The sequence below is a fragment of the Aeromonas sp. QDB63 genome (assembly GCF_027707425.1).
Lineage (GTDB): Bacteria > Pseudomonadota > Gammaproteobacteria > Enterobacterales > Aeromonadaceae > Aeromonas > Aeromonas caviae.
This window is the reverse complement of record NZ_JAPCIS010000001.1, coordinates 248,671-264,747: the sequence shown is the minus strand read 5'-3', so window position 1 is coordinate 264,747 and position 16,077 is coordinate 248,671. Positions and strand designations below refer to the sequence as shown.

General features: G+C 63.7%; 16 protein-coding genes. 10 read left to right on the top strand and 6 right to left on the bottom strand.

The features are described from left to right. The first annotated feature begins 2 nt into the window (after nt 1-2). The 5 genes from thiS (at nt 3) to PG879_RS01340 (ending at nt 5,194) form a co-directional block, all read left to right on the top strand. On the top strand, nt 3-203 hold the full coding sequence (thiS, locus tag PG879_RS01360; protein ID WP_039040452.1) for a sulfur carrier protein ThiS: 201 nt from the start codon (nt 3-5) through the stop codon (nt 201-203). Between the two features lie 85 nt (nt 204-288). Continuing rightward, on the top strand, nt 289-1,056 hold the full coding sequence (locus PG879_RS01355; protein WP_052815867.1) for a thiazole synthase: 768 nt from the start codon (nt 289-291) through the stop codon (nt 1,054-1,056). After that, the gene (gene thiH, locus PG879_RS01350; protein ID WP_202211755.1) at nt 1,053-2,324 is read left to right on the top strand and encodes a 2-iminoacetate synthase ThiH; all 1,272 of its coding nucleotides are present in this window, start codon (nt 1,053-1,055) and stop codon (nt 2,322-2,324) included. The genes PG879_RS01355 and thiH overlap by 4 nt, the downstream gene beginning before the upstream one ends. Before the next feature lie 1,066 nt (nt 2,325-3,390). Further along, entirely contained in the window at nt 3,391-3,975 is a 585-nt protein-coding gene (locus PG879_RS01345) for a hypothetical protein (protein ID WP_010672673.1), read from the top strand. Between the two features lie 328 nt (nt 3,976-4,303). After that, nucleotides 4,304-5,194 (top strand): sensor domain-containing diguanylate cyclase, encoded by an 891-nt coding sequence (locus PG879_RS01340; RefSeq protein WP_052814437.1) that lies wholly within the window; start codon nt 4,304-4,306, stop codon nt 5,192-5,194. 63 nt (nt 5,195-5,257) lie between these two features. On the opposite strand, the gene PG879_RS01335 is transcribed toward PG879_RS01340, so the two are convergent. Next, nucleotides 5,258-5,896, bottom strand: a complete 639-nt coding sequence (locus tag PG879_RS01335; RefSeq protein ID WP_010672675.1) for an exopolysaccharide biosynthesis protein — start codon at nt 5,894-5,896, stop codon at nt 5,258-5,260. A gap of 200 nt (nt 5,897-6,096) precedes the next feature. Between PG879_RS01335 and PG879_RS01330 the strand changes: the two genes are divergently transcribed. Further along, nucleotides 6,097-6,711 carry an outer membrane beta-barrel protein gene (locus PG879_RS01330; protein ID WP_052814438.1) on the top strand — a complete coding sequence of 205 codons (615 nt, stop codon included), beginning with the start codon at nt 6,097-6,099 and terminating at the stop codon, nt 6,709-6,711. Nucleotides 6,712-6,723: 12 nt separating this feature from the next. Here the strand turns inward: PG879_RS01330 and PG879_RS01325 are convergent, their stop codons facing one another. Further along, nucleotides 6,724-7,029: a monooxygenase gene (locus PG879_RS01325; protein WP_052814439.1), complete on the bottom strand. Its 306-nt coding sequence runs from the start codon at nt 7,027-7,029 to the stop codon at nt 6,724-6,726. A 121-nt stretch (nt 7,030-7,150) separates the two neighbouring features. Between PG879_RS01325 and PG879_RS01320 the strand changes: the two genes are divergently transcribed. Continuing rightward, a complete protein-coding gene (locus PG879_RS01320; protein WP_052814440.1) occupies nt 7,151-7,507 on the top strand; it encodes a winged helix-turn-helix transcriptional regulator in 357 nt (118 codons plus the stop codon). Here the strand turns inward: PG879_RS01320 and PG879_RS01315 are convergent. The 3 genes from PG879_RS01315 to PG879_RS01305 all read right to left on the bottom strand — a co-directional run bounded on the left by PG879_RS01315 (nt 7,479) and on the right by PG879_RS01305 (nt 11,421). Then, nucleotides 7,479-8,516 carry an acyltransferase gene (locus PG879_RS01315; protein WP_052814441.1) on the bottom strand — a complete coding sequence of 346 codons (1,038 nt, stop codon included), beginning with the start codon at nt 8,514-8,516 and terminating at the stop codon, nt 7,479-7,481. The genes PG879_RS01320 and PG879_RS01315 overlap by 29 nt on opposite strands. 176 nt (nt 8,517-8,692) lie before the next feature. After that, nucleotides 8,693-9,313 (bottom strand): PepSY-associated TM helix domain-containing protein, encoded by a 621-nt coding sequence (locus tag PG879_RS01310; RefSeq protein WP_052814442.1) that lies wholly within the window; start codon nt 9,311-9,313, stop codon nt 8,693-8,695. Between the two features lie 65 nt (nt 9,314-9,378). Beyond that, a complete protein-coding gene (locus PG879_RS01305; protein ID WP_052814443.1) occupies nt 9,379-11,421 on the bottom strand; it encodes a TonB-dependent receptor in 2,043 nt (680 codons plus the stop codon). Between the two features lie 271 nt (nt 11,422-11,692). On the opposite strand from PG879_RS01305, the gene PG879_RS01300 reads away from it, so the two are divergent. Beyond that, entirely contained in the window at nt 11,693-12,175 is a 483-nt protein-coding gene (locus PG879_RS01300; RefSeq protein WP_052814444.1) for a GNAT family N-acetyltransferase, read from the top strand. 470 nt (nt 12,176-12,645) lie between these two features. Further along, nucleotides 12,646-13,383, top strand: coding sequence for a class I SAM-dependent methyltransferase (locus PG879_RS01295; RefSeq protein WP_052814445.1), 738 nt, complete (start codon nt 12,646-12,648; stop codon nt 13,381-13,383). A gap of 59 nt (nt 13,384-13,442) precedes the next feature. Here PG879_RS01295 and PG879_RS01290 read toward each other — a convergent pair whose 3' ends face one another. Then, nucleotides 13,443-14,501, bottom strand: coding sequence for a porin (locus PG879_RS01290; protein WP_029313567.1), 1,059 nt, complete (start codon nt 14,499-14,501; stop codon nt 13,443-13,445). A 218-nt stretch (nt 14,502-14,719) separates the two neighbouring features. Between PG879_RS01290 and glpX the strand changes: the two genes are divergently transcribed. Then, entirely contained in the window at nt 14,720-15,730 is a 1,011-nt protein-coding gene (gene glpX, locus PG879_RS01285; RefSeq protein ID WP_039040467.1) for a class II fructose-bisphosphatase, read from the top strand. Nucleotides 15,731-16,077: the final 347 nt, after the last annotated feature.

The following is a 16,077-nucleotide window of genomic DNA, read 5'->3' as shown; positions in this document are numbered from 1 at the left end:
CCATGAAGATCCGATTGAACGATATCGAGCTGACGCTGCCCACCGGCCAGCGCCTGACTGAGCTGCTGGCGGTGCAGGAGATTCCCCCTCAGGGGGTAGCGGTGGCCCTTAACGGCGCCGTGCTGCCCCGTGGCCGCTGGGCCGAGACCCGTCTCAATGACGGGGACGAACTCCACCTCTTCACCGCCATTGCCGGAGGCTGACCCATGATGCTCGCAGTCCCATCTTCGCGTGTTCTGCCTTGCGGCGGCACTCCATCTCTACTTACCACTGTGGCGGGAGGCTGACATGCTCAAGATTGCCGATCACACCTTCTCTTCGCGCCTCTTCACCGGCACCGGCAAGTTTGCCCGCCCGGAACTGATGGCCGCCGCCATCGAGGCAAGCGGCTCCCAGCTGGTGACCATGGCCATCAAGCGCCTCGAACCGGGCAAGGCCCACGACGATATCCTCACGCCCCTTCGGCAACTCGGGGTCAAGCTGCTGCCCAACACCTCGGGGGCCAAGACCGCAGCCGAGGCGGTATTTGCCGCCCACCTCGCCCGCGAGGCGCTGGGCACGAACTGGCTCAAGCTCGAGATCCACCCCGACCCTCGTTACCTCCTGCCCGATCCCATCGAGACGTTGAAAGCCGCCGAGCAGCTGGTGAAAGAGGGCTTTGTGGTGCTGCCCTACTGCGGGGCCGACCCCGTGCTGTGCAAGCGGCTCGAAGAGGTGGGTTGCGCTGCCGTGATGCCGCTGGGCGCCCCCATCGGCTCCAATCAGGGGTTGGTGACCCGGGAGTTTCTCTCCATCATCGTCGAGCAAGCCAATGTGCCCGTGGTGGTGGATGCGGGCATCGGTGCGCCGAGCCATGCGGCCGCCGCCTTTGAGCTCGGCGCCGATGCCGTGCTGGTCAACACCGCCATCGCGGTGAGCGGCGACCCGATCGCCATGGGCCGCGCCTTTGCGCTGGCCTGCACCGCCGGGCGCAGTGCCTATGAAGCCGGTCTCGGCGCCCGCGCCCTGCAGGCCCAAGCCTCCAGCCCGCTTACCGATTTTCTGGGGGCGTTATGAGTCAGCATGCCAATGGCCCCACCCCGACCCTCCCCTTGCCAGGGGAGGGAGTATCGACTCCGCCCTCTTGTGAAGTAGGAGGTCGGGGGGGCGGATTAACACCTCCCCCTTGTGAAGGGGGAGGCCGGGAGGGGGTTGAGAGAAAGTCGGAGAGTTTTCTCGATAGATGGCTCGAGCTGGAGTGGGACGATATCGGCATGCAGATCCGCGCCAAGACCGCCGCCGATGTAGAGCGGGCGCTGAATACCTCCCGCCGTACCCTGGCGGACTTTATGGCGCTGATCTCCCCGGCCGCCGAGGCGTATCTGCCGCAGATGGCAGCCGAGGCCGAGCGGCTCACTCGCCAGCGTTTTGGCAACACCATCGGCTTCTATGTGCCCCTCTATCTGTCGAACCTCTGCGCCAACGACTGCACCTACTGCGGCTTCTCCATGAGCAACCGCCTCAAGCGCAAGACCTTGAATAGCGAGGAGATTGAGCGCGAGTGTCTGGCCATCAAGGCGCGCGGCTTTGACAGCGTGCTGCTGGTGACCGGCGAGCACGAGCACAAGGTGGGGCTCGCCTATTTTCGGCAGGTGTTGCCCATCATCCGCCGTCACTTCAGCACGGTGGGGATGGAGGTGCAGCCCCTCTCTCAGGACGAATACGCCGAGCTGAAAACCCTCGGCCTCGATTCGGTCATGGTCTATCAGGAGACCTACCACGCCCCCACCTATGCCCGCCACCATCTGCGTGGCAACAAGCGGGACATCGCATGGCGCCTCGCCACGCCGGATCGGCTCGGCCGTGCCGGTATCGACAAGATAGGGCTGGGGGCGCTGATCGGTCTCTCCTCGGACTGGCGCGCCGACAGCTACTTTGTCGCCGAGCACCTCGCCTGGCTGGAGCGCCACCACTGGCAGAGCCGCTACTCGCTCTCCTTCCCGCGCCTGCGCCCCTGCACCGGGGGGTTGGAGCCGGAGGTTGTGATATCGGATCGCCAGCTGGCCCAGCTTATCTGCGCCTGGCGCCTCTTCTCGCCCACGCTGGACTTGTCCCTCTCGACCCGCGAGTCGGCTACGTTTCGCAACGGCGCGGTGCGCCTTGGCATCACCCAGATGTCGGCCGAGTCGCGCACCCAGCCGGGTGGCTATGCCGAGGGGGATAAAGAGGAGCTGGAGCAGTTCGCCATCCACGACGACAGGCCGGTGGGGGAAGTGGCCGCCGCCGTGCGGCAGGCAGGGTTGCAGCCGGTGTTCAAGGATTGGGAACCCTTCCTGGGCCGATAGGGGCGGCCACGCCCCCCTTTACCGGCGGCGCCCGGTATAACGATTGGGCGCCGTTCGGCCACACACCTTGCTGGTGGCGACCCTTTGGCTCCCTCCCCTGCGAAGGGGAGGGCTGGGGAGGGGTCTTTATGCGGCATTTCATTGCCATCGTAGGGTCGATTAGCCGTCAGGCGTAATCGTCCGTTCCGAGGCATGGTGTTGGCGGCAGGAGCCGTTGTGTGGTGGCACGGCCTTGCCGTGCAGGACGCGAGGCCGCTGGCCTCGAAGGGGTTTCGCCCGCCCTTCGGGCTTGGTCGAGTAACTTTTCTTTGCGTGGCCAAAGAAAAGTCACCAAAAGAAAGGCCACCCCCGCTTATTCGCCCGACTTCGTCGGGTTCCTTCGTCTCACCCGCTTGTCCGACGGCACGCGCCGACGGGCCATCCATGGCCCGGCGCCGCTCGCTCGACATCCTGTCTCGCGGCCTGGACAAGCGGGTTCGTCTCAGCGAATAAGAGGGGGAACCAAGACCGCGCCCGATCTTGGCCAGTTAGTACGGTGTGCGTTGTAATGCTCGTTCATGTCACACCTCTCAATATCAACAGGGAAATATCCCCAACTATCTGATATATGGCGTAGTATCGGAAATAACTGACTCTGGATGAGGCTTTCAAACTAGGGAAGGTGCGAATAAGTCATATGGCACGAGAGCATTTAATGGTAACCCATTGATATTAAATGACTAAAACTTTCATTTTTTGTTCGTGGGATACTTGTTCGCACTTTCCCTAATTGACGTGTTTGTGTTGGATGTTTCTCGTTCATAAGTGGTCAATCTGGGGAAAGGAGTCTCGATATTGTGGGGGGGGCTGCGGATTGATGTTGCTTGGTTGAGATTCACATGACATCTGTATTGTGTTCTTGTCCTGCCTTATACACCTGTCTGGGCCAATCCCTGTCGCCTGATTGCCGGCTGCGCATCGACCCGGAGCCGGTTTGTCTCTAGCATGGGAGGGATGCGGGGCTGGTGCTCCGCCCCCACGGGCTTTTGGCGAAGTCCGTCCTGCGGACTTCTGGCGGAGAGAAAAGATGAAGCTGCGTTCCTTGTTGATGGTGGGTGCCCTGCTGCTGGGCGGATGTGCGGTCAATCCCTATGGGGGGACGCCTGCGCCGGTCGGCGAGCCGGACAAGCCGGTGACCAAACCAGAGAAACCCGTGGCCGAGCCTGACAAGGCCGAGCCGGTGCCTGCTCCCAAACCCGTGGCACCGACGGGGCTGGCGGTCGCCCTGGCCGATGACTTCCTGAAGGCCGCCGATGTGCAGGCACTGGCGGGCAGCAGCCCGGTACTGCTGCTGATGGCGCCCCAGAACGGTACAGGTGAGCCCTTCAGCACCCAGCCCCTGGCGGTGGCCATGATCCAGCGCATTCAGGCCAATAGCGGCTTTCGTTTCGCAGACCCGGGCCAGGTGGCGGCCATCACGGGTCAGCTTGAATACCAGCAGGGGGGCATGAACCCCGCCTCCCTGGTGCGTCTGGGTCGCCAGACCGGGGCGGGTTACATGCTCTACGGGGATCTCCTCTCTGAAGGGGGCCGCTACCGGCTCGCCATGAGCCTGATGGATCTCAAGAGCGGTGAACTGCTCTGGAATGCCAGCCGATCCGCAGCCCGCTGATGCCGGCTCGCCGGATCCCTCTTGACCGGGATCCGGCCTTGCCCCCCTTGTCCGGGGGCGGGAATACCCCTGTGGCGCCCCTGACGTCATAGGGGTTGGCATGTCGCACTGCCTGAAGGCAAAAACACCTTCCTGACTGTCTGAGAATTCTGGTTCTGACAGCATCCCCGATTGCTACCATTCACTTTGCCGGAGGCTTGTCCGGTGAACACGTCACCGATCGCATCCTTCCCGCCCGGCAGGCAGCTTTCTGCCCCTGTGCGATACTCCATGAGTCTTGTATAACAGGAGTACAGGGACCTACTCCCATGGATAGTAAGGAGCTCGGATGGCGCTCTCAGTGGCACAACTCTACGAAGTGATGGCCCAGTTGCCGGATCCCGTTTTCATCCTCAGCGAAGATGGCTACTACATCGAGTACATCGGCGGGATGGAGCAGCAGTCCTACCAGAACGGCAACCCGCTGATCGGCAGACAACTGCTGGACGTGCTGCCCGAGGACAAGGCGCAGTGGGTGATGGCGCAGGTGGCTCAGGCCCTCGCCAGCGGCCAAGTGCAGGTGGTGGAGTATGACCTCTCCCCCGCCGAGGTGGACGGCATCGACGCCGACGCCGGGCCCCAGGGAATGCAGCGTTTCGAGGGCAAGATAGCGCCCTTGCCCTCTTTATATGAGGGGAAGCGGGCGGTGACCTGGATGACCCGCAGCATCACCCGCCAGCACGAGCTGCAACAGCGGCTCAAGCGGCTCGGGGAGACGGATCAGCTCACCGGCCTCTACAACCGCCACTTCTTCTTCGACCAGTATCACCACAGGGTGCAGGGGCAGCATCTCACCGGCCTCATCATGCTGGATCTCGATCACTTCAAGCAGATCAACGATCGCTTCGGCCACCAGACCGGTGACAAGGTCCTGTGCCGGGTCTGCGAGTGCGTCTCTGCCCAGTTGCGGGGGGAGGATCTCTTCGTGCGCAGCGGTGGCGAGGAGTTTCTGATCCTGCTGCCGCAGATCGACGAGGGGATATTGCTGAAGGTGGCGGAGCGGATCCGCGCCGCAGTGGCGGCCATGGCGCCGGATCCCGCCCCCGTGACCGTGAGTCTGGGCACCACCCTGATCCGGCCGGGAGAGGATCTTGGCACCGTGCTGGCCCGGGCGGACGAGTGGCTCTATCGGGCCAAGCGGGGCGGGCGCAACCGGGTGGCCCATGATGGGGCGCCCTGAGGGGCGCAGTGAACAGGAAAGAGGGCGACCCGGGGTCGCCCTCTTTCATTTGGCCGGGCCAGATCAGCCGAACAGGGTCGAGATATTCTGCCCCGCCATCAGCAGGCCGATGGCCAGGGCGCTGAACCAGACCAGGGTGGCGGCGACCAGGGCATAGCCGAGGGCGACGAAGAGACCGTCCCGCTGCAACATGCCGATGGCCAGCAGCAGGATGGCCCAGGCGGGCATGGCGTTGGTGAAGGGAATGGCGCCCAGCGGCAGCATCAGCAGCAGGGCGGCCAGCATGATGAGCAGGCCGTTGCAGCGGTTGATGGTCACGCTGCCGGTCAGGATGAGCAGGCGCGGGCGGATGAAGCGGTCGATGCGGGCCAGCAGATCCGCCCCCTTGTGCAGGGTCGGCTTGAGGTGCTCGGCGGCAAAGCGGCGCTCCATCAGGAAGGCGGGCAGCCAGGGCACCCGGTTGAGGGTGATGCCGATGCCGATGAAGAGGATCAGCAGGCCAAAGGGGGTGCTGACGCCGGGAATGGAAACCGGCAGCAGGAAGGGAACCGTGAGCAGCACGCAAAACAGCAGCATGCCCTGCTCGCCCACCAGGGCCAGCATCTGGCGCAGGCTGATGTGGCTCTCCTCGATGGCGTGGGCGGTGGCCCTCAGGGTATCGGAGAGCGTGCTTTGGGGGTCGTTGAGTTGCGCGGCAACCATTCCTGAGATCCTCGTCTGTTGATGCCACCGCTGTGGCGCCGCCAGCTTACGGGGACGAGGTTAATCCCGGATGAATAACCCCGGGGAGCACAGATATTTCCATCGGGAGCGGGGCAATGGGGCTGGTACAGCCCCCGTCCAGTGTGGGAGACGGGCGCTCTGATATGCTTTGCGCAGGTCTTTCACCAAAGGATGAGCACATGAGAGGAGCGATGGGGATGGTGCCGGGGCTGCTGCTGCCCCTGGCGGGCTGGGCAGCCGAGCCCCCGGCGACGGGCTGGCAGCTGACTCCCTTTGCGGGATACAGCTCGGCCATCGACTTTCGGGCCATGGACGAGCCGGCCCCCACGCCGCACGGGAGCGACATAGACACCCTGCAAGGGGAGCGCTCCGGCAGCTGGGGGCTATTCATCAGCAGGGAGGTGGATGACCCCGGCATGGTGGAGCTGCTCTACAGCCACCAGTCGACCCGGGTGTCCCCCGAACTGCCCGACAGGCTGACGGTGGACACCCTGCAGTTTGCCGGGGCCCTGACTCTCTCGGACAACCTGATGGCCCCCTATATCGGTGCCGGGATAGGGGTCACCCGCTTGGATGCCTACGACAGCGAGACGGCCCCTTCCATGTCCCTGGCCCTCGGGGTGCAGCCGCGCCTGACCGAACATCTGGCTGTGCGGGCCGAGGTGCGCGGTTATGGTGCCCTGGTCAACGACGACAGCCAGTTTCTCTGCAACCCCGAGATCTGCGCCTTTCGGGTGAGGGGGGAGCTGATCACCCAGTGGCAGGCCAATATCGGCTTGACCCTGAGGTTCTGAGCCCCGCTCGGACTAGGCGATGCCCTTGGTGAGGCGACTCAGGGGCTCGTTGACGTCGAACACCTTGTACTGCACCGCGCTGGCGCCCATGGCGAGCACCCGCTGCTCGTGCATGGTGGCGTAGGCGAGGGCGCTCCCCTCATCCTCGAACAGATAGATGCCGCCCGCCTCGCCGGTGCGCGGGTTCTCGGTCCAGATCTTGGAGATGAAGCCCGGCTCCCGGGTGATGGAGTCGGCCAGCGGCATGGCCGCAGCAGTGAGGGCCGGTCCCATCATCTCGGCGGGGAAGTTGAAATGGATCTGCAGCAGGCTGGGCATGATAAACCTCTCGTGGGCGTTGATTGACGGAATCCGCATCATAGGAAGCCGGTATCTTGGCTGCAAGAAGGCACATTTTCGTGGCATAGTTACCGCAAAGTAACCACTCACGAGCCATACCGTGCCCTCACTGCCCTGTCCCGCCTATCAGGTATTAAGCCTGCTGACCGGCAAATGGAAGCCGGCCATTCTGTTTCATCTGCGCGAACAGACCCGGCGCTTTGGCGACCTGCGCCGCTGCCTGCCCGAGGTGAGCCAGAAGGTGCTCACCGCCCAGCTCAAGGAGCTGGAGAGCGACGGTGTCATCATCCGCACCCTCTACCCCGACGTACCGCCCAGGGTGGAGTACAGCCTGAGCCCCCTTGGCGTCGCCCTGATCCCCCTGCTTCAGCAGATGCACGATTTTGCGCTGAACCACGTTGATCTGCTGGCTGGTCAGGGTCCTGTTTCTAGCGAGCCCGCAGCAACCAGCGGCTGAGGGCGGTGGCCGCCAGCAGTCGGTAGCCGAGCAGAGTGAGCGCCAGCAGCGCGGGTACCTTGAGGAGTTCCCACCACACCTGTTTGCCCTGGGGGCCGAAGATCATCAGCCACACCACCAGCATCATGTGCAGACAGTAGAGGCCGAGCACTTTGGGGGCCTGGCGCTCCAGCCAGCTGCCTTTGCCCCATGCGGGGTTGGCCAGCAGCAGGCCGAACAGCCCCAGCGCCCAGGGGAGCGAACCCAGCAGGAAATCATGACGAGCGAGGGGGACGGCGGCAACGCGCAGCAGACCTGCGGCCTCCAGGGCATAAAGCCCCATCCCCGCCATCATCATCAGGGCGCAGCGCCTGGCGTCCGGCTGCCAGGCACGCAGGCGCAGCTCGGCGCCGAGAGCCACGAACAGCAAGGAGAAGAAGGGGCCGTTGCGGGTCAGCAGGGCCCACTCGCCCCCCGGCAGCAGCGGGCCATAGGAGCCACCGATCAGGGCCAGGCTGTAGAGCAGGGCCCCCAGCAGCAGGGCCAGCCTTGGCAGGCGGGCCTGCTGGCAGAGCCCCAGGATCAGCACCGCCACCATCAGGGCGGGCAGGAACCAGAGGTGGATCATGCCGCCCACCCACCAGACGTTGAGATGATCCCCGAGCTGCATCTGCCACTGGCCCGCCATGGCGGGCAGGTAGCCCTCGCTCACCGCCGCGAGCGGGTTGAAGGGTATCAGCACGTAGAGCAGGCTCCACGCCAGCCAGAGCCCCAGCAGGGGTCGGCAGTAGCGCAGTGCGACCGTCAGCGGGTGGCCCGCGGCGAGGGCGGGTTGCAAGAAGTAACCGGCGCACAGGAAGAACAGCGGCACCGCGAAGCGGCAGAGCTGGTTGATGACGGCCCCGACCAGAGGGTAGGGCGTGCTGTCCCACAGGGCGGGGTCGAAGGGGTTGCTGAAAGGGGAGAGATGGATGGTCATCACGGCCAGGATGGCCACCACTCGCCCGCATTCGATGCTGGAGATGCGCATGATTCCTCGTGGCGTTCGGGAGCTGGGCGCACCCTATCAGCCGCAGGTGCTCCCTATCCAGCCGCCTGGTCGCCAACTGTGACCCCCATCGGCGGCCGGTTACCCTTTGTTACCCGAGGTGCGGGCAAGGTTACCGCCGCCGGGAGCGGGATCCCGTTTTGGTGTCGGTAAAAGGGCTAGAGCAGGGCCACCAGCACGGTGACCAGGGCGCCCAGCAGCAGCAGGGTGATGCCGCGACCGGCGGGGCCGTGCAGCTTGTTCCACATCAGCAGGCTGGTGAGGGCCAGCAGCAGCATGGCCAGGGCCGCCAGATCTCCCACCAGTTGCCAGGGCAGGCCGGTGCCCATGCCACGGTGCAGCCGGTTGAGGCTGGCAGCGAAGTTGGCCTGCTGCAGCTCGGTGCGCACCAGCAGAGTGCCTTCCACATAGCTGGCGGCCACGCTTTCGCTCAGGGTGACACCGCGCAGCTCCCAGCGGGCCGGCAGGGTGAGGGCGCCGGATGGTGTGGGCAGGGTCTGGGGCGGGGTGATCTGGGGTCGCCCCTCCTCGAACATGTCTGCATAACGCTGTTGCAGCAGGGCTTTCAATTCATCCGGGCTGGCCAGCGGCGTGCTCAGTACTATCTCTTCGCTCGATTTGGCGGTGTGGGGACCGGGCAGGGGCAGCACGGCCCTGTGTTGCAGCCAGAGGCCGGTGAGGCCGTAGAGCAGCATCAGGGTGAGGGTGGCAAAGCCGGCCCAGGCGTGGATGCGGCGCACCCACTTGTTGCTGTGCAGGGGGAGTTTTCTGCGTGTCATCGTTCGGTGCTTCATAACAATCTGGCCAGCGAACGCTGGCCAGAGGGGTCGGTAAACAGGGAGGATCAGAAGCGGTAGGCGGCGGTCAGGTGCAGCTGACGGGGCGTGCCCGGCATGATCTGGGCCGCGCTGGTGGCGCTGACGAAGTAGTCGTGATCGGTCAGGTTCTCCACGCTCAGCTGGGCTTCCCACTGGGGCCAGCGGTAGCCGGCACGGGCGTCGAAGCGGGCGTAACCGGGCAAGGTGGTGGTGTTGGCGTTGTCGGCGAAGCGATCCCCCACCGCCGTCATCCCGGTCTCGCCGAACCAGCCCTGCTTGCCGCTCTGGTAGCCGGCGAACAGCTGGCCGTTCTGGCGGGAGACGTTCATCGGTCGCTTGCCTTGCAGGTCCGCGTCTGCCTTGACCTGCTCGGCATCCTGGATGGCGACGCCGCCGCGCAGATAGATCTCGTCGGTCAGCTGGGCACGGGCGCTCAGCTCGATGCCGTCGGTGCGCTGCAGACCGGTGAGGATCACCCGGGTGGGATCCAGCGGATCCTTGCTGCGCTTGTTGTACATCTCCAGCCGGTAGAGGGAGAGGGTGGTGGCGAGGCGGCCGTTCAGCCAGTCGCTCTTCACGCCCCCTTCATAGAGCCGGGTGTGCTGGGGATCCAGGTTGTTGTTCTTGTCCCCCGGGGTGATGCCGATAAGCTCGCCGCCCACCGGGGTGAAGGTCTTGCTGTAGGAGGTGTAGAAGGCATGCTCCTCGATGGGGTTCCACACCAGGCCCAGGCGCGGACTCAGGCTGGTGACCGAGAGGGTCTCTTCCTTGTCGAGGTCGTTGCGGCGGCTGGTGACGGTGAAGTCGTCGCGGCGCAGGCCTGCCAGCAGGTGCCAGTCGCCCAGGCTGAGCTGATCCTGCACATAGAGGCCGACACCGCGCACCCTGTGATGGGCGTCGCTGGAGAGTTTCATGGCGCCGTCGTAGGTGGGCAGGGAGCCCGGATCATAGAGGTTGCCTGCCGGGATCGGGTTGGCGTTCTGGTAGAGCTTGGGGGTGCGATCCTGCCAGCCCTGCTCCAGGCCCACCAGCAGACGATGGGCGACGGGGCCGGTTTGCAACTGGCCTTCCGCCTCGGTGTTGCTGGTGAGGCTGCTGGCCTTGAGATCCTGCTGCCAGCGGGCGCGGGTCACCTTGTCACCCTTGACGCTGGTGACATAGGTGTTGTCGAACTGGCTGTCGAGAGTGGTGTAGCCGAGCTGCTGGCGCAGTTGCCACTGATCGTTGATGTCCCAGGTGAAGCGGGAGCGGGTGGACTGGGCCACATCGTCGATGAAGTCGCGGCGGGTGTCGCTGTAGACGCTCTCGATGGGGACATCCGCCGGGCGACCATCGACGCCGGGAATGCCGCGATCCGGGGTGCGATCGTGCTCGTTGCGCTCGTATTGCACCAGCCAGTTCAGGGTGTCGGTGATCTCCCAGTTGACGGAGGGGGCCAGCAGGGTGCGCTTGCTGGTCACGTCGTCGCGAAAGCTGTCTTTGTCTTCCTGGGCCAGGTTCAGGCGCACCTGTACCCGCTCTCCTGCCTCGCCGTTGAGGTCGGCGGCGAAGCGTCGGCTGTCGAAGCTGCCTACCTGGGCGCTGACGCTGGAGGCCTGCCCCTTCTGGGGAACCTTGCTGACCCGGTTGACGATGCCGCCCGTGCTGCCACGGCCGTAGAGCACGGCGGCGGGGCCCTTGAGCACTTCGACCCGTTCGATGTTGCCAAGGTCGCGGGTGTATTGCATGTCATCGCGCAGGCCGTCGAGGTAGAAGTCGTTGCTGGCGCTGAAACCGCGGATGGTGACGCCGTCAAAGCGGGTGTCGCCGCTGGCGTTGACGCCAGGGATGCCGGTCAGGGCTTCACTCAGGGTGGGCTGGCCGAAGGCGGTCAGCTCGCTTGCCTTGACGGTCTCGATGCTCTGGGGCACCAGCTTGGCCGGGGTGGCGGTACGGGTCGCGGTGGCGACCTCTTCATGTTGGCTGCGTTTGCCGACCACGGTCAGGGTTTCGTCTTCGGCACGGGGGCTGGTGCAAACCGCCAGCAAGGCGACGCCCAGCAAGGCGCGCGGGGAGTTGGAATGGTTCATCTGGGTGTGACTCTTTGTCGACCAATCGGCCTGAAATTGTTGATTTAATTGTAATTATTGATTTCTCTCATCGCGAGAGGTTGCTAATGATATTGATTTTCATTTGCCTTGCAAGGAGAAGATGCAAGAAAAAGAGATCATTGGCGGCAGGCACTGAGGGGGCTGGAACCTCGGGGAAAAGGCCGGGGGAACCTTGGTTCGGTTCGGAGGGGACGCTACCATGGTGGCCTCGCGCCTTGGCGCACCATCCGGAACACACAGGGAGAGAAACATGGTCGAGATCATCAGGGCGGATCTGCACAACCCTCGCCACGGCGAGGCGCTGATCGCGATGCTGGACGAATACGCCAGGGACGAGATGGGGGGCGGCAGTGCACTGGCGGACGAGGTGAAGGCGAATCTGGCCGACGCCCTGGCCGCGCGACCCGGTGCTCATGTGCTGCTGGCCTGGGTCGATGGGGAGCCCGCTGGCGTTGCCACCTGCTTCGAGGGTTTTTCGACCTTCGCCTGTCAGCCGCTGCTCAATATCCACGACGTGGCGGTGCACCCTGCCCATCGCGGCCAGGGCATCGGCAAGCGGCTGTTGGCGGAGGCGGAGCGGCTCGCCCGGGAGCTCGGTTGCTGCAAGCTGACCCTGGAGGTGCTGGAGGGGAACAAGGTGGCCCAGGCTGCCTATCGCGCCAGCGGCTTTGCGGGTTATGAGCTCGATCCCGAGGTGGGCCGGGCTATGTTCTGGCAGAAGAAGCTGGGGTGAGAGGGTCGGCAAACATGATCTGCCGGGCTTGCCTCTGAGACTCCTGTCCCCTAGAGTGGCACCAGATTTTTCAATGTGTTGATGGAACCGGCCCGGCCGGGTGAGTGACATGACCCTTTATGCTTCGGATCAGCGAGTGACCCGAATGAACTCCGTACAGATGCGCACGATGAAGCATTGTCCGGAGCCGGTGGAGGCCCAGACCTCCCATCCATTCATCGTGCAGTGACGACCGGATCTCGCTACCTCGCGGGAGCCGTGACCTTGCCGCACGACTGAACCAAGGCCATAGACGTTGCCTCGTCTATGGCCTTTTTTGTTGCCCCGCAGCCAGGCTGCGGGTGCGAGACAGAGCAGAGGCCCGCCCGGGTCTCTGCTTTTTTTATGGTTTGTCATGACCGACGGGTATGCTTGGCAAGGGCCGGGTCGTTGGCCAGAGAGGCTGACCATCTTCAAGAGGAAACAGTGCAATGTCACAAAATATCTATGACGAACCAGGGTTTTTTGAGGGCTATGCCCAACTGCCACGCTCCCTTCACGGGCTGGCGGGGGCGCCGGAGTGGCCGGCGCTGCAAGCCATGCTGCCGGATCTTGCCGGCAAGCGGGTGCTGGATTTGGGCTGCGGTTATGGCTGGTTCTGCCGGGCAGCCAGAGATCTCGGGGCTGCCGATGTGGTCGGTATCGATCTCTCCGCGAAGATGCTGGCCCGTGCCGCCGAGCTGACCCGGGATGAGGCCATCCGCTATCGGCAGGGGGATCTGGACGGTCTTGCGCTGTCCGATGAGCCTTTCGATCTCATCTACAGCTCCCTGGCGCTCCATTACCTGCCCGAGGTGACGCCGCTGTTTGCGGAGATCCACCGTGCGCTGGTGGCTGGCGGTAGCCTGGTGTTCTCGGTGGAGCACCCCATCTTCACCTGCCCGCAGCCGCAAGGCTGGCTGGTGGATGCAGAGGGACGCCGCTCCTGGCCCGTCAACGGCTATCAGGCGGAGGGCAAGCGGGTCAGCAACTGGCTGGCGGAGGGGGTGGTCAAGTATCACCGCACCCTGGGCACCTACCTCAATGCCCTTGTCGCCGCCGGGTTCCAGATCCGCCGCGTGGAGGAGTGGGGGCCGACGGCGGCGCAGATTGCGGCCAACCCGGCCCTGGCGGAGGAGGCGGAGCGCCCCATGCTGTTGCTGGTGTCGGCGTACAAACCCCTGGCCTGACGCAATAAAAAACGGCGCGCAGAGTGCTCTGCGCGCCGTGTCGTCAGGTGGTTGCCGACTTAGAAGTCGTAGCGGGCCGCCAGCTGGAAGTCATCCTTGGTGTTGAGCTTGCCGCTGTCATGGCTGTCGAGGTTGTTGATGCGGTACTCGCCGATGACGCGCAGGTTCTTGTTGAACTTGTACTGGGCACCCAGGGTGTAGTAGTCGATGGAGTCGTAGTCAGACTTGCCAGCCTGCTCCACCTTCTGCTTGTTCCACAGGGCCATCAGGCCGAAGCCGCTCTCGAAGTTGTAACCCAGCGCCCCTTCCCAGCCGGTGTGATCCTTGCCGGTGGCCAGGAAGTCGCTGCCGTCGGCATAGCTCAGAGCGGCGTAGAGGGCCTTGTTGTCGTACTTGGCGGAGAGCAGCCACAGCTTGGCATCCTCTTCACCGCTCTTGTCGCGGATGCCCACGTTGTAGGCGGTCCCCAGGGAGAGGTTGAACGGGAAGGTGTAGGCCACGGCGGCACCGTAGGCGGCATCGCTGTCCTTGCTGGAGGTCTCTTCGGTGTCACCGCCATCGAACTTGTAGCTGGTATCTACCTGGAAACCGTTGAACAGGCCGGAGTACTTCAGCACGGAGCCGGCGCGGTTGGTGGCGAAGGTGTCGGTCTTGGCGCCCAGTGCCTCGTTGCCGTAACCATCGGAGAGAGAGACATCAGTCCAGTCCGCCAGGAAGCCAGGAGCCCCTTTCTGGCGACCGAAGGTGACGGTCCCCCAGTTGGCGCCGACACCGGCGAACGCCAGACGGGTGCGCAGGTTGTCGGAGTTCTCGCTGACGGTCTTCTCGCTGTCGTTGATGTACATCTGCAGTTCGTACTGGGCCAGCGCCTTGAGACCCGGGTTGATCTCGCTCTCTACCTTGGCGCCCAGACGGACAAACTGGTTGGCCCCCTGCTTGTCGCTGTATTCGTTCTTGATGTCACCGTTGGCGTCCAGCTCTTTCTTCTCGCCGAAGAACTGGCCGGCGTAGATGCGGCCGTAGAGGTCGAGCAGGGTGCTCTCGTTTTTGTACACTTCGACGGCTTGAGCCTGGAAGGCGGCGGTAAGAGCCAATGCTACTACTGTCAGCTTTTTCATCATGATCCCTTGTGTTGCAAGCTTTTGTTTTAAAAGACGGGGCCATGCTAGAAGTGACAGATGACAGTCGGGTGACCGTGCAATGAACAAACCGTGTCGGTTCCATGTCAGCGGGATGAAAACCGGGATTTATGTGGCTGGTCGCCACTTTTACGCGCAAAGGTTTGCCCTTGTGGTAGAATGCCGCCCGTTTTCGAGCTCCTAAGGTTGGATATGCGATGAGACGTGAACTGGCAATCGAATTTTCCCGAGTGACGGAAGCGGCTGCACTGGCTGGCTACAAGTGGCTCGGACGTGGTGACAAGAATATCGCCGATGGCGCGGCCGTGGCGGCCATGCGTCACATCCTCAATCAGATCCAGATCGATGGCGAGATTGTGATTGGCGAAGGGGAGATCGACGAAGCCCCCATGCTCTACATCGGCGAGAAGGTGGGCACGGGTCAGGGCGACGCCGTTGACATCGCGGTCGACCCCATCGAGGGGACCCGTATGACTGCCATGGGTCAGGCCAATGCCCTGGCCGTGCTGGCGGTGGGCGACAAGGGATCCTTCCTCAAGGCCCCCGACATGTACATGGAAAAGCTGATCGTGGGCCCCAAGGCGAGAGGCGCCATCGATCTCGATCAGGCCCTGGAGCTGAACCTCAAGGCCGTGGCCAAGGCGCTCGGCAAGCCCCTCTCCCGTCTGACCGTCATCACCCTGGCCAAGCCGCGTCATGACAAGGCGATCAAGGAGATGCAGGGCCTGGGGGTGCGGGTGTTCGCCATTCCCGACGGTGACGTGGCCGCTTCCATCCTCACCTGTCTGCCGGACAGCGAAGTGGACATGCTCTACGGCATCGGTGGCGCGCCGGAAGGGGTGATCTCCGCCGCGGTGATCCGCGCCCTGGACGGCGACATGCAGGCTCGTCTGATCCCCCGCCACCAGGTCAAGGGTGACAGCCCCGAGGTTCGCGCCCTGGGTGAACAGGAGATCGCGCGCTGCGAGGAGCTGGGCATCGACGTGAGCAAGGTGCTCAAGCTCGAAGATCTGGCCAAGAATGACAACGTCATCTTCTCGGCCACCGGCATCACCAAGGGTGATCTGCTGGAAGGGATCACCAGCGACGGCGTCATGGCGACCACCGAGACCCTGCTGATCCGCGGTAAATCGCGCACCATCCGTCGTATCAAGTCGATCCACTTCCTGGATCGCAAAGACAGCGTGGTACGCGACATCATCCTGTAAGCAGGAGGATGGCGGTGGCGGCAAGTCACGTACTCTCATGCCGTCGTATCAAGCCGATCCACTTCCTGGATCGCACGGACAGCGTGGTACGCGACATCATCCTGTAAGCAGGAGGATGGCGGTAGCGGCAAGTCACGTACTCTCATGCCGTCGCATCAAGTCGATCCACTTCCTGGATCGCAAGGACAGCGTGGTACGCGACATCATCCTGTGATGTGCTGACTCCCGCAGCAAAAAGCCCGGCACTGCCGCAATGCTGTTCACTTAAGAGAATTTGAGTTCCAGTCCACGTAGTATCAGGGCTAAAAAATGAGGGAGGCATGATGCCTCCCTCTTTCTATTGCAAG

Coding starts and splice junctions, on each gene's coding strand:
- PG879_RS01345 (WP_010672673.1), top strand. CDS start 3,391: ATGAAGCTGCGTTCCTTGTTGATGGTGGGTGCCCTGCTGCTGGGCGGA.
- glpX (WP_039040467.1), top strand. CDS start 14,720: ATGAGACGTGAACTGGCAATCGAATTTTCCCGAGTGACGGAAGCGGCT.
- PG879_RS01300 (WP_052814444.1), top strand. CDS start 11,693: ATGGTCGAGATCATCAGGGCGGATCTGCACAACCCTCGCCACGGCGAG.
- thiS (WP_039040452.1), top strand. CDS start 3: ATGAAGATCCGATTGAACGATATCGAGCTGACGCTGCCCACCGGCCAG.
- PG879_RS01340 (WP_052814437.1), top strand. CDS start 4,304: ATGGCGCTCTCAGTGGCACAACTCTACGAAGTGATGGCCCAGTTGCCG.
- PG879_RS01315 (WP_052814441.1), bottom strand. CDS start 8,516: ATGCGCATCTCCAGCATCGAATGCGGGCGAGTGGTGGCCATCCTGGCC.
- thiH (WP_202211755.1), top strand. CDS start 1,053: ATGAGTCAGCATGCCAATGGCCCCACCCCGACCCTCCCCTTGCCAGGG.
- PG879_RS01335 (WP_010672675.1), bottom strand. CDS start 5,896: ATGGTTGCCGCGCAACTCAACGACCCCCAAAGCACGCTCTCCGATACC.
- PG879_RS01295 (WP_052814445.1), top strand. CDS start 12,646: ATGTCACAAAATATCTATGACGAACCAGGGTTTTTTGAGGGCTATGCC.
- PG879_RS01305 (WP_052814443.1), bottom strand. CDS start 11,421: ATGAACCATTCCAACTCCCCGCGCGCCTTGCTGGGCGTCGCCTTGCTG.
- PG879_RS01325 (WP_052814439.1), bottom strand. CDS start 7,029: ATGCCCAGCCTGCTGCAGATCCATTTCAACTTCCCCGCCGAGATGATG.
- PG879_RS01355 (WP_052815867.1), top strand. CDS start 289: ATGCTCAAGATTGCCGATCACACCTTCTCTTCGCGCCTCTTCACCGGC.
- PG879_RS01330 (WP_052814438.1), top strand. CDS start 6,097: ATGAGAGGAGCGATGGGGATGGTGCCGGGGCTGCTGCTGCCCCTGGCG.
- PG879_RS01310 (WP_052814442.1), bottom strand. CDS start 9,313: ATGACACGCAGAAAACTCCCCCTGCACAGCAACAAGTGGGTGCGCCGC.
- PG879_RS01290 (WP_029313567.1), bottom strand. CDS start 14,501: ATGAAAAAGCTGACAGTAGTAGCATTGGCTCTTACCGCCGCCTTCCAG.